Raw genomic sequence first — 15,545 nt, forward strand, 5'->3', positions numbered from 1 at the left:
ATGAGAAATCAAAAAAATCCGCCTGATCAGGCTGAGAATTTGAGAGACCAGATGATTCCGGATAAAGAACAGTATGGACAGTACCCATCGAGAAGCGAAGTTCATAAATCAAGATACCGGGCAAAGGATAAAAAGAAAAAAGTAAAGCTGAAATATCCGCTGATCAGTTTTCTGGCATTGTGCTTTATCTTGCTGCCGGTTTTGTTTCTTTTTGTGACTTATTACTATGATAAAGATGGCACCCCGCTGGACAACGGGCAAAATCTTAAAGATTATGAATCAATCATTATTGATAATAACCGGGAAGCGGAACCTGCAGAATCCGGAACAGGCAGTGATGCAGCGGAGGATATCCGTCCGGAAGAGCCGGAACAAAGTTCCCCTGATAAAAGCAGCTATAATTCTTCAGCAGAAGCGGCTGTGGAACAGCAGTCAGAAATAGGTTCCCCTGCACCGGAAAAGAAAGATGAATCCCGGTCAGCGGCCAAGGAAGACTCACCCGGCAAAGAAGAAACGGAAGCCGGGCTTCAAAAGGATAAAAAGGCCAAACCTCCTAAGCCGTCTGTACAAGTAGTAAAGCATGTCGTAAAACCGAAAGAGAACTTATACCGTATATCTTTAAAGTATTTTAAAAGCAGAGTTGGAGAAGAAATCATCAAAGACCATAATCAGCTTTCAGCTAATGAGGTCTACGCCGGACAAGTACTTGAAATTCCATTAAAGCAGTGATAATCTTCGTTCAAGAGAACGGAGATTTTTTGTATCCTTTTACATACCCTGTCCTTTTTCAGAATATAAATGAATAAAGGGTTAAGGCAGGGTGATAAATTTGGAAAAAGCGATTGAGCATCTGAATTCGGCTACAGATGAACCAACGAAGAGAATGCTTCAGGGGCTGGTGGATAAAAAAAGAAAATATGACCGGTTTAAGCGCAAGGTTTTGACTTTGCAGCTTGTATCCTTTGTCTGTATGCTGGCATTTATGCTTTATTTTTACAAATGGATTGTTCTTACCAGTGATAATAGCTTATCCATTGTACTTTCCCGTTTTGTAGATGTGTCGTTTCATTTATACTTCATTATTGCCATTGCAGGGACATATGCAACTGCTTTATATTACAAAAAGAAAGAGACAAAAGCGGAAACTGAATTTCATACATTGCGCTGCGAAGTCATCCGCAAAAGCGGTGAATTATGGCCACAGCCCTATCACTGGAAAAAAAGGATTTCAGTCTATCAAATGATGAAGGCTGAGTTTGATATTAATCTTTTTTATGAAAGCAAATGAACAGAAATAAGGTGATCCATTGACAATTTTCTTAATTGGAGCTGTTTTGGGAGCGCTATGTTTAGCGGCATACATGCTCTCCAGCGCGTTTCGCTCTAGAATTACCATTCAAAATCTTTCCTATTCCGATTTCCCCCCTGATCACGGGAAACTCAAAATATTCTTTATATCGGATATTCATAGAAGAAAAATTTCCGATAACCTGCTGGCTAACCTGCCGGCTGCCCCGGACATTATTTGCATCGGAGGGGACTTGACCGAAAAAGGGGTGCCCATTGAAAGAACAAGGGAGAATGTAAAAAGATTATGCGAAACAGCCCGGACTGTAATGGTTTTAGGCAATAACGACCCTGAAGCAGGCCTGTCTTCCCTTGAGCACCTGCTGGAGGAAGAAGGTGCAGCCCTTTTAAAAAATAAAACCTTTCCTATTCCCTCCCGTTCCGGCAAACAAATCAGCCTCCTTGGAGTTGATGAGATGAAATTTGGGTGGGACAGGCTGGATCTAGTCCTGCGGGAATCTCAAGAATCAGACTTCCGGATTCTATTGTGCCATAATCCTGAGATCGCGAAGAAGCTCACTCCTGAAACCGGAATACGACTTGTTTTGTCCGGGCACACTCACGGCGGACAAATACGCATGCTGGGTTTCGGATTGTATGAGAAAGGAAAAATTCATAAAAAACCATTTGGAGATTTGCTGATCAGCAACGGCTTTGGAACAACGCAGCTTCCATTAAGGCTTGGCGCACCTGCAGAAGCTCATTTTCTAACCATCACTTCTAGTAAAAAATGATTAACAATACTTATACAAAGTTTACACAAGGTGTTCAATTCGATATAATTTAAAAAAGAAGCTTTTTGCATGCAGGTTTAATGGCTTGCGATGGAGGATAAAGACAATGCCGAATGCTGAAGAAGGTAAATACAATATTAAGGCAGTTTCAAAAATGCTGGGAATCCAGCCCGGCACATTACGGGCATGGGAAAGACGATACCAGATGATTGCCCCTGTACGGAATGAATCAGGGCACAGATTATACACCGAGGATCATGTCCGGATCTTAAAGTGGCTGATAAACAAAGTAAATAAAGGATTCTCAATTAGTCAGGCAGTTCATTTGCTTGAAGATACAGGACTGAATGTGGATGATGGGCCGGTAGAAGCTGCTCAGACGGGAGACCGTTCTGCTGAATTAATGGACGATTTGCTGAAGGCGCTGCTTTCATTTGATGAGAATCTTGCTCATGAATTGATGAACCGGGCTTTTAGTCTGTATTCGATTGACAAAGTGATGATTGATATTCTAGGCCAGGTTCTTTCTAAAGTAGGGGATTTATGGGAACAAGGAAAAATTACAACGGCACATGAGCATTTCGCCACCTCGTTTTTAAGGTCAAGAATTGGAATGATTCTTCATACTTTGCCTGTCAACGGCCTTCTTCCCAAGGCTGTAGCCGTGTGCGGTCCAGGTGAATGGCATGAAATGGGTTTGCTGATCTTTACTCTTTTCCTGAGAAGAAGAGGCTTTGAAGTAATCTACCTTGGATCAAGCATAGCAGACAGCGATCTGCCGGTTGTGCTTGATGAGGTCCATCCCAAATTTTTGTTTATGTCATGTACGCTTCAGGATAATATTGATAAGACTCTCAAAGCGGTTGACGAGCTTAATGAAAGGTTCCCGGAGCTCCAGGTTGGCCTCGGAGGGGGAGCATTTATGGATATGGAAGAGGAGAGAAAGCGCTTATATCAAAATGCACTTCTTGGCGCGTCCAACCATGAATGGGAAATCTGGCTTAAGGAAAAGCTCGCCATGTAGCAGTGTAATAAGCTTGTCTATTTTCATCTGCCGTTGTAAACTGTTAACAAAATAACGAACCATCTTACTTGTAAATCATACAATAATTACATGGTAAGGGTTTTACGGCAGGAGGGAAAGAGATGCGTTTGGAGCGCCTTAATTATAATAAAATCAAGATATTTCTAACGATTGACGATCTTATGGATCGCGGTCTTACGAAAGAAGACCTCTGGAAAGATTCATTCAAGGTGCATCAGCTCTTCAAGGATATGATGAATGAAGCTAGCCTTGAACTAGGCTTTGAGGCTCACGGATCTCTTGCTGTGGAAGTGTTTTCTCTCCAGGCACAAGGGATGGTAGTTATTGTAACTAAAAGCAATGAAGAGATGGATGAAGAAGAAGAAGATTACACAGATGACTACATTGAAATGCAGGTCAAACTGGACGAAAGCATAGATGTTGTTTATGAATTTCAATCATTTGAAGATTTGATTCAATTATCTAAGGCCCTCAAGCAGATGGGACTGACCCAGGGATCGGTCTATTTCTTTAACCAGAAGTATTTTCTTCACATGGATGACTACTCTCCAGCGCCGATTGAGACGCTCATCGCAGTCCTGGCTGAGTTCGGCAGTTCTACAACCCTTACTCTTCACAGACTTCAGGAATATGGAAAACCAATTATGAAGGAAGATGCCATTCAGCAGCTTACTTCTTATTTTCATTAAGATTCTGCCGGGAAAATCCTAATAGGATTTTCCCGGTTTTACTTTATCGTACTGCTTGCTCTGCAGACAGGGGATTATATGGATTTGACAGATTGTTAAAGGGGTAAGCCTGAAAGCGCTCAAAACAAACCTTTGCAGCTGAGGGAGGTGCGGCAGAAAACAAGTTAACGCTGCGGCCCGCACAGTCGCTGGCAGCGCGGAAGATTTTCTTTTAAAAGTATAGACAGCCTTATCAGCGGCCACTCTCTCCGGCCGAATGAGATCCATACGATATCTTTTAAAAACGCAGCCTGATTTGTTGATTAAGGCCCATTTCACACTGTGTCAAATTTTACCCTTAAAACAGCCATTATGGCTTTGCATAACAACATTGAAGGTGTATACTATTGTCTGAAAGGCCGTCTATATCAATTGATTGACATTAGGAGGTTTACTAATGGTAGCCGAGAAAAACACCGAGAACAATCATGGGAAACATGATGTGTTAATAGCGACCCAAACGGTGATACATAAAGCCCTTGAGAAACTGGGCTATCCTGAAGAAGTTTATGAACTGCTTAAAGAACCGATTCGAATGATGACTGTAAAAATTCCAGTACGCATGGACGACGGATCCGTCAAGATTTTCACCGGTTACCGGGCTCAGCATAATGATGCGGTTGGTCCGACAAAGGGCGGCATACGTTTTCACCCAAACGTAACAGAAACAGAAGTTAAAGCGCTTTCAATTTGGATGAGCCTTAAATGCGGAATTGTGGACCTTCCATACGGCGGAGGAAAAGGCGGCATTATCTGCGATCCGCGAGACATGTCATTCCGGGAGCTTGAGCGCCTGAGCAGAGGGTATGTAAGGGCAATCAGCCAGATAGTCGGGCCAACTAAGGATATTCCGGCACCGGATGTATTTACAAACTCGCAGATCATGGCTTGGATGATGGACGAGTACAGCCGTATTGATGAATTTAACTCACCCGGTTTCATTACAGGAAAACCTCTGGTTCTCGGAGGATCTCACGGACGGGAGTCTGCTACAGCAAAAGGGGTAACCATTTGTATACATGAAGCAGCAAAAAGGAAAGGCATTTCCCTGCAGGGAGCGCGTGTCGTTGTACAGGGGTTTGGAAACGCCGGAAGCTTCCTCTCTAAGTTCATGCATGACGCCGGAGCTGTCGTTGTGGGAATTTCCGATGCTTATGGCGGTCTGTATGATCCGGACGGGCTGGATATTGACTATTTGCTTGACCGCAGAGACAGCTTTGGGACAGTGACCAAATTATTCAACGATACCATCACGAACAAAGAATTGCTTGAGCTGGACTGCGATATTCTCGTTCCGGCAGCCATTGAAAACCAGATTACAGAAGAGAATGCCCATAATATCCGGGCCTCCATAGTGGTAGAAGCTGCAAACGGCCCGACTACACTGGAAGCAACGCAGATTTTAAATGACCGGGGAATTTTGCTCGTGCCCGATGTGCTGGCGAGCGCCGGAGGAGTGACCGTCTCCTATTTTGAGTGGGTGCAAAACAATCAGGGTTATTACTGGACAGAAGAAGAAGTAGAACAGAAGCTTGAGAAAGTAATGGTGAAATCATTTAATAATATTTATGAAACGTCTCAGAACAGGCGGGTGGACATGAGGCTGGCTGCTTATATGGTCGGGGTTCGTAAGACCGCTGAAGCGAGCAGATTCAGAGGCTGGATATAATCCGTTGCACACGGTTTAAAAATCTCCTATCATTAGATAGGAGATTTTTAAACGTCTGGCTGCAGATTTACATCTGAGGGGTTCCCCCAGCAAATAAGAATATGCCGGCGTCGAAATCAGGGAGGATTAAAAGGAAAACAGTAATGTTTTATGACAGCTGTTTTCAGCAATTACGTATCGCTAAAGGTATAGCACTGGAGTGAAAAGGATGAGAAATGAAGATGTGATTGTTGTCGGCGGCGGACCATGCGGCCTGGCAGCAGCAATCGCCATGCAAAATATCGGATTGGACCCGCTGGTCATTGAAAAAGGAAATATCGTAAATGCCATTTACCGCTATCCTACCCATCAGACATTTTTTAGTTCAAGTGAAAAGCTTGAGATAGGAGATGTCGCATTTATTACAGAGAACCGCAAGCCGGTCAGGAACCAGGCCCTTGCCTATTACAGATCTGTTGTCAAAAGAAAAGAGATTCGGATTCACCCTTTTGAAAAGGCAGAAGAGATTAAGAAGATGGAAAATGGCTCCTTTGTTATATCTACGTCCAAAGATAAATACAATGCCCAATCCGTCATTATAGCAACAGGCTACTATGACCACCCAAACTACATGAACATTCCAGGGGAAAATCTCCCGAAAGTTTTTCATTATTTTTCTGAAGGACATCCATATTTTGACCAGGATGTAGCGGTTATCGGAGGCAAAAATTCAAGTGTAGATGCGGCCCTGGAGCTAGTCAAAGCAGGGGCGAACGTAACGGTTCTTTACAGGGGGACCGAATATTCAAAAAGCGTAAAACCCTGGATCCTTCCAGAATTTGATGCGCTCGTACGAAATGGCACCATCCATATGGAATTTGGAGCCTGTGCCACAGAAATTACGGAATCCGAAATCGAATATGTGGCCGGCGGGAAAAAACTGCGCATTCCCAATGACTTCGTGTTTGCTATGACAGGGTATCATCCTGATCATCAATTTCTGAGGAACATGGGTGTGGAAGTCGATGCGGAATCAGGAAGGCCGGTTTTTGATCCGGATACAATGGAAACGAACGTGAAAGGGATCTTTATAGCGGGTGTACTTGCTGCCGGAAACAATGCAAATGAAATATTTATCGAAAACGGCCGGTTTCACGGCGGCTTAATAGCAGAATCATTAAGAGGGAGGATTAGGAAATGAAGAAAAAAGTACTTCTTCTGACAACGGGAGGAACCATTGCAAGCAAAGAGATTTCAGCAGGCCTGCTTTCTTCTGGTGAGCTCTCTGGTGAAGAACTGGCGGCGTTATGCAGGCTGCCCGAGGACATTGAAGTGAAAGTCATCGACGTCATGAGGCTTCCGAGCATGCATATCACGCTGGAAAAGATGATGGATTTAAAGGAAGTCATTGAAGATGAATTTGAAGATCCGGACGTATCAGGGATTGTTGTAACCCACGGTACTGACAGTCTGGAGGAAACTTCCTATTTCCTGGATTTAACGATCAAAGATCAGCGTCCGGTCGTTATAACCGGTTCTCAAAGAGCCCCCCATGATGTTGGAACAGACGTGTATTCTAATCTGCGCAACTCAATATATGCAGCTGCGAGTGATGCACTTTGTGATGCGGGGGCCGTAGTAGTTTTTAATGAGCGGATTTATTCCGCAAAATACGTAAAAAAAGTGCACGCTTCAAACCTGCAGGGATTTGAATCCTTCGGCTACGGCTATATGGGAATCATTGATAATGACAGGGTGTTTGTTTATCAAAAGCCAATCCGCAGAGATCAGCATGAACTGGCTCATCCATTGCCGAGGGTGGATATTATTAAATCGCATACCGGACAGGACGGTTTGTTTATTCATGCTGCCCTTCAAGCGGGGGCGAAAGGAATCGTAATTGAAGGGGTTGGGAGAGGGCAGGTCACACCCTTTATGATGCCTTCCATCGAACAGGCACTTGATAAAGGTGTCACCATTGTGGTCACGACAAGCGCAGAAGAAGGGAAGGTCCATCCGACTTACAGCTATGCAGGCAGTGCTGAAGATCTTCAAAGAAAAGGAGTCCTGCTTGGCGGTGATTATGACAGTAAAAAAGCAAGGATCAAGCTTAGTGTTCTGTTGGCAGGCAAGGGTGGTGCTGATCAGGAAGATTTTGAGAATTTCTAAAGGGCTAAGGCATGTTCAATTGTCCCTTTCCGTGGTAGGATATTAAAAGAGACAATTGACAAAAATTGAAAAGAGGCTTACTTTATGCTAGCGGCAATATCGGCAGGAATTGCCCCTGGATTGGCAATACTATGCTATTTTTACTTGAAGGATCAATACGAATCAGAGCCGGTATATATGGTGATTCGCGCGTTTGTTTTTGGAATGATCCTCGTATTTCCTCTAATGTTTATCCAATACATAATTGAGACGGAAAAGGTATTTGCGAACGACTTTAACCGGATCTTCTTTTCTTACGGCCTGCTTGAGGAATTTTTCAAGTGGTTTATTTTTATCGTGGCTATTTACCCCCATGTGCATTTTGATGAGCATTATGATGGGATTGTTTATGGAAGTGCTGTTTCACTGGGCTTTGCAACTCTCGAAAATATTCTTTTTTTGTTTTCAAACGGCTTGGAGTTTGCGATCGGAAGAGCTTTGCTCCCCGTATCCAGTCACGCGCTATTTGGAGTCATCATGGGCTATTATCTTGGAAAGACCAAGTTTACAAACCATTCAGGCTATAAAATGAAATGGCTTCTGTTAAGCATCATCCTGCCTGTCACGCTCCATGGATTTTACGATTATGTTTTATTTACCTATAAATTCTGGCCGGTCATTATGCTTCCTTTCATGCTCATCCTATGGTGGTTTGGTCTTCATAAAGCGAGACAGGCAAGGCTTGCGAGAAATATCGGGTCATAAATGAGAGTCCTAAAAAGGGCTCTTTTTTTGCGTTTTAAAAAGTTCCTGCATAAAATGCCAATCACTACAAAAAATACAAGTAACAAAAATCATCCATAACATAGGAGGCAGCAGCATGATCAGGTTACGTTTCGCATGGATGGTACTGCTCTCAGTTACCTTAATTTTAACGGCATCATACGGGTACGGAGATCATCCGAAAGCAAATGCTTTTACACAGCAAGTGATTCAGCGGGGAGCTGTAGGAGATGATGTCATTGAATTGCAGTCCAGACTCCAGTATATAGGGTATTACCACAGTAAAATTGACGGAGTATACGGGTGGAGCACCTATTGGGCTGTCAGGAACTTTCAGCATGACTACGGCTTAAAGGACATTGATGGTCTTGTCGGTCTGACAACCAAGCAGAAGCTTGCCGGCCAATCCAAGTTTTATGCACGTTTCGTTCATTTGCAGCTGGCTAATGGAAAAGACTTTACCCATTATGGCGGAATCCCGCTTGATAAGCAGACCGGGCCATCGAAAAAGCTTCGGACACAGATGAGGGCGAAAAACCAGGGCAAAAAGCTTGCGAAAGATCAGCAGGGCGGAGACCGGGATCAGCCTGCTCCGGAGGAGAACCGGAAGGGAACGGCAGAAAAGCAGAAAAATAAAAATACAGCGGTCAACATGCCGGCAGGCTATTCGCAAAATGATCTTCAATTAATGGCAAATGCAGTCTATGGCGAGGCTCGCGGAGAATCTTATGTAGGCCAGGTAGCCGTTGCCGCCGTTATTTTAAATAGAATTGAAAGTCCGACATTCCCGGATACGGCAGCAGGGGTGATTTTTGAACCTGGGGCATTTACTGCTGTCGCAGACGGACAAATATGGCTTGAACCGAACGAACAGGCAAAAAAAGCAGTGCTGGATGCGATTAACGGATGGGATCCAACCGAGAGTGCTATGTATTATTTCAATCCTGATACAGCGACGAGCGGATGGATTTGGGGCAGACCTCAAATCAAAAAAATCGGAAAACATATTTTCTGTAAATAAGAAGGGGGATTTCCTGTGATACGCGGAATAATCATTGCATTTCTCGCAATCGGCGTTATCGGGACTGGCTACTGGGGCTATAAAGAGCACCAGGAAAAAAATGCAGTTCTGATTCATGCTGAGAATAACTACCAGAGGGCATTTCACGATTTATCCTATCAAATGGACCAGCTGCACGACAAAATTGGTACGACACTGGCCATGAATTCAAGAGAATCACTATCTCCGGCTCTTGCAGAGGTCTGGAGAATATCATCTGAGGCACATAACGACGTCGGCCAGCTTCCCCTTACGCTGCTGCCATTTAATAAAACGGAAGAGTTTCTAGCGAGCATTGGGGACTTCAGCTATCGGGCTGCGATTCGCGATCTGGAGAACAAGCCGCTGTCAAAGGATGAATATGCTTCACTGCAAGCCCTCTATGGAAAATCTGCGGACATTCAGAAGGAATTGCGGAATGTCCAGCATATGGTTCTTGATAAAAACCTGCGGTGGATGGATGTAGAGCTCGCTTTAGCCTCAGGAGAAAAGCAGCAGGATAACACGATTATTGATGGATTTAAAACCGTAGAAAATAATGTCAGCGCCTACTCGGAAACGGATTTCGGTCCGGGCTTTACCTCTATGAAAACAGAGGAAAAAGGATTTGAGCAGTTAAAGGGCAAGGATATCACACCGGAACAAGCAAAGCAGCGGGCTAAAGAATTTGCTTCTACCGATGTTGAAAAGCTGAAAGTCACTGAAAGCGGAAAAGGCGCAGGATTCGAATTTTACAGTGTATCGATGTATGACAAAAAGCATAAAGCGGACCTGTACATGGATATTACGAAAAAAGGAGGATATCCGATCTGGCTGATCCAAAGCAGAGATGTGAAAAAAGAAAACATCAGTCTAAATGATGCTTCAAATAACGCAGTCAGCTTCTTAAAGGAACACGGTTTCGAAACGGAGGATTTGGTCCTGAATGAGAGTGCCCAGTATGACAGCATTGGGGTGTTCTCTTATGTTCCGAATGAGAATGGCATTCTTCTGTATCCTGACACACTGAAAATCAAGGTGGCGCTTGATGATGGACAGGTCATTGGTTTCTCGGCTAAAGATTTCCTTGCCTCCCACAGGAAACGCGAAGTGCCTAAGCCCGGAATCAGCGAGGCTAAGGCAAAAGAAAAGCTCAACCAGAAAGTGATGGTTCAGGAAAGCAGACTTGCCATTATAACAAATGAACTGGGTGAAGAAGTGCTGTGCTATGAATTCCTTGGCACCATAGATGATGATACGTACAGGATGTTTATTAATGCAGGCAGCGGGATGGAAGAAAAAGTCGAAAAGCTTAAAAATGCAGAACCGATCTATAATGAAGTATAAGTTTGCATGAAAAAGGAAAAGTCGAGGCTTTTCCTTTTTCTTATTACATGATTTAATAAAGAATGAGATGATATAGAAAACACGATTTGAAAAGAGTGATGGGAATGCTTGAAATCGGCAGTGTAATGACGCTTGAACCGCTTGATCAGCCGGGTGATATGTATAGATGCAAGTTAGTGTCGATGGATGAAGCCACGATTTCCATTGATTATCCGGTTAGCGAAACAACTGGAAAAACCGGATTTCTTGTAAACGGGACCCTCCTTTCCTGTCTGGTTGTAGGATCTGACCAGAATCCTTACCGGTTTGAAACGGCTGTAATGGGCCGCAGAAAAGAGAATATCCCTGTCATCCTTCTGAAACTCCCCCAAAAAAATGATATTCTGAAAATCCAAAGACGGCAGTATGTCCGCATTGATACGGATGTAAACGTGGCTGTCCACTCACCTGATGGAGTTTTTCCCGCTTTTGTGAGCGTTACATCCGATTTAAGTGCAGGTGGAGCCGCCATTATCATCCCTGAAGACATAGAGATAGAAGAAAGACAGCCTTTAACCGTCTGGCTCTCTCTCCCGCTGCAGGATGGCACGATTAGCTATGTGAAAATGGACTCGGAATCCATTAGGGTTTATGAAGAATCCGGTGTGAAAAAAGCAACCATTCAATTTTTAAATATGAATGATTTATCGCTGCAAAATATTATTCGGTTCTGCTTTGATCAGCAGATCTTAACAAGGAAAAAAGAAGCAGCTGCTGAATAAGAAACAGTTCCCAAACCGATACTCATTATAAAATGGGTGGAAGGATGGGGAGCTGTGAAGCGAGCAGAAAGAATGTTAATGAAAGTAATTCTTTTTCATCTGGCTGCACTGATTGCTGCACAAGCAATCATGCAGCAGCCTGCAGTAAAACCATATGTTTCAAAAGCAATCCGGTATGAAGGGGTTAACAGGCAAACCGTGAGCGAGTGGCTGGAAACATTTAAATAATTCTGCATGCAGATGAACAGTCTGCATTCTTTTATGCTGCGAACAGCAACAAATCTATTACTCTTAAAAGGAGACTGAACATGAGAAAAAGACTATCTGTAGCAATAGATGGACCTGCCGCAGCAGGCAAGAGCACGGTAGCTAAACAAGTAGCAGAGCATTTTTCCTATATTTACATAGACACTGGGGCTATGTACAGAGCTTTGACTTTAAGAGCAATACAGGAAAAGGCCGACCCCGGCAGTGAATCGGCCCTGATGGACATCCTCCGGACTATGGAAATATCGCTTGTGCCGGAAGGCCCCAGCCAGCTTGTTTTCGTCAACGGGGAAAACGTAACGGATGACATCCGTACAGATGAAATCAGCAATCAGGTATCAGCCGTTTCGATGCACCGCATGGTCCGCGAAGAGATGGTAAAAAGACAGCAGAAAATGGCTGAAGCTGGCGGTGTGGTCATGGATGGGCGGGATATTGGAACGCACGTTCTTCCTGATGCAGATGTAAAAGTATTTTTGCTTGCTTCCGTAGAGGAACGAGCAAAACGGAGATATGAGGAAAACCTTCTCAGGGGCTATCACTCAAGCATCACAAAGCTTGAGGAAGAGATAGCAAGAAGGGATAAGCTGGATTCAGAGAGGGAAGTTTCACCTCTGAAAAAAGCGGATGGAGCAGTGGAAATCGATACAACCTCACTGAGCATTGACCAGGTTGTGGAACGAATTGAAGAATTGATGAAGGAAAGGCTCTGATTAACATGTCCTTATACCAGTTTGGCAAAAACCTTATATTAGTCCTTTTTAAACCGATTTACAGAATGGAAGTCCATGGCAAGGAAAACTTTCCTAAGAGTGGATCGGTTCTGCTCTGCTGCAATCATATTGATAATCTGGATCCCCCTATTGTTGGAGCGTGCACTCCGAGAATGGTTCATTTTATGGCAAAAGAAGAGCTGTTTAAAGTGCCTGTTCTGGGGAAAATCTTAAGCAGGGTCGGAGCATTTCCCGTCAAAAGAGGTCTTAGTGACCGTGAAGCATTGCGGAAAGGCCTTAAAGTTTTAAAGGATGGAGAGGTTTTAGGATTGTTTCCAGAGGGAACTAGAAGTAAAGACGGCAAGCTTGGCAAAGGGCTTGCAGGAGCAGGATTCTTTGCTCTCCGTTCAGACGCCTTGGTCATGCCTTGTGCTGTGGTTGGGCCCTATAAGCCTTTTAAAAAAGTGCGGATTTACTTCGGCGAGCCATTGGATGTCCGTGAATACAGAGAGAAAAAAGTCTCAGCAGATGAGATGACTCTGGTTATTATGAATCAAATTGGAGAACTGCTCGAAAAACATCGTTAAATGACAGTTATGACTTGACAAAAAGTAGCATTTATTAGAAGTTAGTACAAAGAGGGGTTTTCATTTCATTCGCTTGTTGAATGAAATACCATACATATATCAAAGTCGTGCAGGTTTTGACCAAGGAGGTAAATGGAATGGTAGATGAAATGAACAATGGGGAAATGGATAACGTAGAAGTGACAGTTCCAGAGGTTGGAGACATCGTTAAAGGAACTGTAGCGAAGGTGGAAGAGAAGCAGGTAGTTGTGGAAATTGAAAATTGCAAGCACACAGGAATCATCCCAATCAGTGAACTTTCAAGCCTTCACATTGAAAAAGCATCTGATGCGGTTAAAGAGAACGATGAGCTTGAGCTCAAAGTTTCAAAGGTGGAAGATGAAGCGATCATCCTTTCCAAACGTGCGGTTGATGCTGATAAAGCATGGGATGACCTTGAGAAAAAGTACGAAGAAAAAGGTATTTTTGAAGCAGAAATCAAGGATGTCGTTAAAGGCGGACTTGTTGTAGATTTAGGTGTACGGGGGTTCATCCCGGCTTCATTGGTGGAAACACATTTCGTTGAAGATTTCTCGGATTACAAAGGAAAATCATTATCGCTTATGGTTGTAGAGCTCGACCGTGAGAAAAACCGGGTTATCCTTTCACACCGCGCTGTTATTGAAAAAGAATCGTCTGACAAAAAACAGCAGCTGCTTGAGTCGCTGCAGGCGGACCAGGTTCTGGAGGGTACTGTGCAGCGTCTGACAGATTTCGGCGCCTTTGTTGACATCGGCGGAGTAGACGGCCTTGTTCATATCTCCCAGCTTTCCCATACTCATGTGGATAAGCCTTCAGATGTGGTAGAGGAAGGACAGAAGGTATCCGTGAAAGTTTTATCTGTCGACCGTGATAATGAAAGAATCTCTCTTTCAATTAAAGAAACTCTTCCAGGACCATGGTCCCGTATTTCCGAGAAGGTTAAAGCGGGCGATGTTAAAGAGGGAACGGTTAAGAGACTTGTCAGCTTCGGTGCCTTTGTTGAAATCCTTCCCGGTGTAGAAGGACTTGTACACATTTCCCAAATTTCCAGTAAGCACATCGGCACACCACAGGAAGTGCTTGAGGAAGGCCAGACCGCAGAGGTAAAGGTGTTGGATGTAAATGAAAATGAGCAGCGCATTTCTTTAAGCATGAAAGAGCTTCAAGAGCCTCAAAAAGCGGATGAATCCGATTATAAAAATTATCAGCAAAAGGAAGAATCCACTGGATTCTCTTTGGGCGATATGATTGGCGACCAATTAAAAAAACTTAAATAATGGTGATGATTCTTGAGCAGAGCGAAACGCAAACTAGATCATATTAATCATGCTTTGTCCACAGGCCAAAGCAGGGAAAACGGATTTGATGATATAACGTTTGTTCACCAAAGCCTGCCTGACTCATCCGTTGAAGATATCAATATATCGGGAAACATAGGCGGACTTATATCAAGTTCGCCTATTTTCATCAACGCGATGACGGGCGGCGGAGGCAAAAAAACGGAAGAGATTAACCGGATCCTGTCCGAGGCAGCCGCAGCACATGGCATGGCCATCGCAGTGGGATCTCAGATGGCGGCCATTCGGGATTCTTCGGAGAGACCTTCTTATGAGATTGTCCGCAAAGTCAATCCAAAAGGACTGGTCTTCGCCAATCTTGGAAGCGAGGCAACAGTTGAGCAGGCTTTGAGGGCCATTGATATGGTTGAAGCGGATGCGATTCAAATTCATCTTAATGTTATTCAGGAGCTGGTAATGCCTGAAGGTGACAGGGATTTTAAAGGTGCCCGAAGCCGGATTGAAAAAATTGTTCAGCATACCGGCACTCCGGTTATTGTAAAAGAAACCGGGTTTGGAATGAATTACGAAACGATTGCAAAATTAAGAGATTCCGGAGCGGCCGCTATTGATGTTGGAGGCTTCGGAGGTACGAATTTCTCCAGGATTGAAAATGCCAGAAGAGATCGTGCCCTTCAGTCATTTAACGGCTGGGGCATTCCTTCTGCTGTCTCCATTGCAGAGGGAGCTCATGCAGGAGAAGACAAAGTGAGCATCTTAGGCTCAGGAGGCATTCAAAACGCCCTCGATGCAGCTAAAGCAATCGCGCTGGGTGCGTCGGCTGCAGGAATGGCCGGCAGTTTGCTTGCTGTTTACGACGAGCTTGGAGAGAGCGGGCTTCATAAGGAATTGGAAATGCTTCACGAGGAGCTTAAATGGATTATGTGCGCCCTGGGTGCCGCCACGATTTCTGAACTTCAGCGTGCGCCCCTTGTTATAACGGGACCCACCCACCATTGGCTGAAAGAAAGAGGCTTTGAAACAGAGCGGTACAGCCGCAGATAGCAGAAAAACCCTTGCCTAATGCAAAAGCACCGGCA

The 15,545-nt window shown here is 44.2% G+C and carries 17 protein-coding genes; all 17 read left to right on the top strand.

The genetic code is table 11. The features are described 5' to 3' along the window. The 17 genes from ACQCVE_RS01450 (at position 1) to fni (ending at position 15,510) form a co-directional block, all read left to right on the top strand. Positions 1–729: a LysM peptidoglycan-binding domain-containing protein gene (locus ACQCVE_RS01450; protein ID WP_426861364.1), complete on the top strand. Its 729-nt coding sequence runs from the start codon at positions 1–3 to the stop codon at positions 727–729. A gap of 100 nt (positions 730–829) precedes the next feature. Continuing rightward, a complete protein-coding gene (locus tag ACQCVE_RS01455; protein WP_426861366.1) occupies positions 830–1,288 on the top strand; it encodes a YpbF family protein in 459 nt (152 codons plus the stop codon). A 19-nt stretch (positions 1,289–1,307) separates the two neighbouring features. Continuing rightward, positions 1,308–2,081: a metallophosphoesterase gene (locus ACQCVE_RS01460; protein ID WP_426861368.1), complete on the top strand. Its 774-nt coding sequence runs from the start codon at positions 1,308–1,310 to the stop codon at positions 2,079–2,081. 106 nt (positions 2,082–2,187) lie between these two features. Next, entirely contained in the window at positions 2,188–3,105 is a 918-nt protein-coding gene (locus ACQCVE_RS01465) for a MerR family transcriptional regulator (RefSeq protein WP_426843970.1), read from the top strand. A gap of 122 nt (positions 3,106–3,227) precedes the next feature. Next, the gene (locus ACQCVE_RS01470; RefSeq protein WP_426861370.1) at positions 3,228–3,815 is read left to right on the top strand and encodes a genetic competence negative regulator; all 588 of its coding nucleotides are present in this window, start codon (positions 3,228–3,230) and stop codon (positions 3,813–3,815) included. 436 nt (positions 3,816–4,251) lie between these two features. Beyond that, entirely contained in the window at positions 4,252–5,523 is a 1,272-nt protein-coding gene (locus ACQCVE_RS01475) for a Glu/Leu/Phe/Val family dehydrogenase (protein ID WP_426861372.1), read from the top strand. A 208-nt stretch (positions 5,524–5,731) separates the two neighbouring features. Further along, complete coding sequence (locus tag ACQCVE_RS01480) at positions 5,732–6,703, top strand: YpdA family putative bacillithiol disulfide reductase (RefSeq protein ID WP_426843973.1); 972 nt, start codon at positions 5,732–5,734, stop codon at positions 6,701–6,703. Further along, positions 6,700–7,671, top strand: a complete 972-nt coding sequence (locus tag ACQCVE_RS01485; RefSeq protein WP_426843974.1) for an asparaginase — start codon at positions 6,700–6,702, stop codon at positions 7,669–7,671. The genes ACQCVE_RS01480 and ACQCVE_RS01485 overlap by 4 nt, the downstream gene beginning before the upstream one ends. Positions 7,672–7,755: 84 nt before the next feature. Continuing rightward, positions 7,756–8,415 (top strand): glutamic-type intramembrane protease PrsW, encoded by a 660-nt coding sequence (prsW, locus tag ACQCVE_RS01490; RefSeq protein ID WP_426843975.1) that lies wholly within the window; start codon positions 7,756–7,758, stop codon positions 8,413–8,415. Between the two features lie 115 nt (positions 8,416–8,530). Further along, positions 8,531–9,454, top strand: coding sequence for a spore cortex-lytic enzyme (sleB, locus tag ACQCVE_RS01495; RefSeq protein WP_426843976.1), 924 nt, complete (start codon positions 8,531–8,533; stop codon positions 9,452–9,454). A gap of 15 nt (positions 9,455–9,469) precedes the next feature. Further along, on the top strand, positions 9,470–10,819 hold the full coding sequence (ypeB, locus tag ACQCVE_RS01500; protein ID WP_426861373.1) for a germination protein YpeB: 1,350 nt from the start codon (positions 9,470–9,472) through the stop codon (positions 10,817–10,819). Positions 10,820–10,923: 104 nt separating this feature from the next. Then, positions 10,924–11,580, top strand: a complete 657-nt coding sequence (locus ACQCVE_RS01505; RefSeq protein WP_426861375.1) for a flagellar brake protein — start codon at positions 10,924–10,926, stop codon at positions 11,578–11,580. A 54-nt stretch (positions 11,581–11,634) separates the two neighbouring features. Beyond that, entirely contained in the window at positions 11,635–11,808 is a 174-nt protein-coding gene (locus ACQCVE_RS01510; RefSeq protein ID WP_426861377.1) for a DUF5359 family protein, read from the top strand. 80 nt (positions 11,809–11,888) lie between these two features. After that, positions 11,889–12,560, top strand: a complete 672-nt coding sequence (gene cmk, locus ACQCVE_RS01515) for a (d)CMP kinase (protein ID WP_426843980.1) — start codon at positions 11,889–11,891, stop codon at positions 12,558–12,560. 5 nt (positions 12,561–12,565) lie between these two features. After that, a complete protein-coding gene (locus tag ACQCVE_RS01520) occupies positions 12,566–13,147 on the top strand; it encodes a lysophospholipid acyltransferase family protein (RefSeq protein ID WP_426843981.1) in 582 nt (193 codons plus the stop codon). 164 nt (positions 13,148–13,311) lie between these two features. Continuing rightward, a complete protein-coding gene (rpsA, locus tag ACQCVE_RS01525) occupies positions 13,312–14,445 on the top strand; it encodes a 30S ribosomal protein S1 (RefSeq protein ID WP_426844251.1) in 1,134 nt (377 codons plus the stop codon). Positions 14,446–14,457: 12 nt separating this feature from the next. Then, positions 14,458–15,510 carry a type 2 isopentenyl-diphosphate Delta-isomerase gene (gene fni, locus ACQCVE_RS01530; RefSeq protein ID WP_426843982.1) on the top strand — a complete coding sequence of 351 codons (1,053 nt, stop codon included), beginning with the start codon at positions 14,458–14,460 and terminating at the stop codon, positions 15,508–15,510. Positions 15,511–15,545: the final 35 nt, after the last annotated feature.

Source organism: Metabacillus sp. 113a, assembly GCF_050107635.1.
GTDB lineage: Bacteria > Bacillota > Bacilli > Bacillales > Bacillaceae > Metabacillus_B.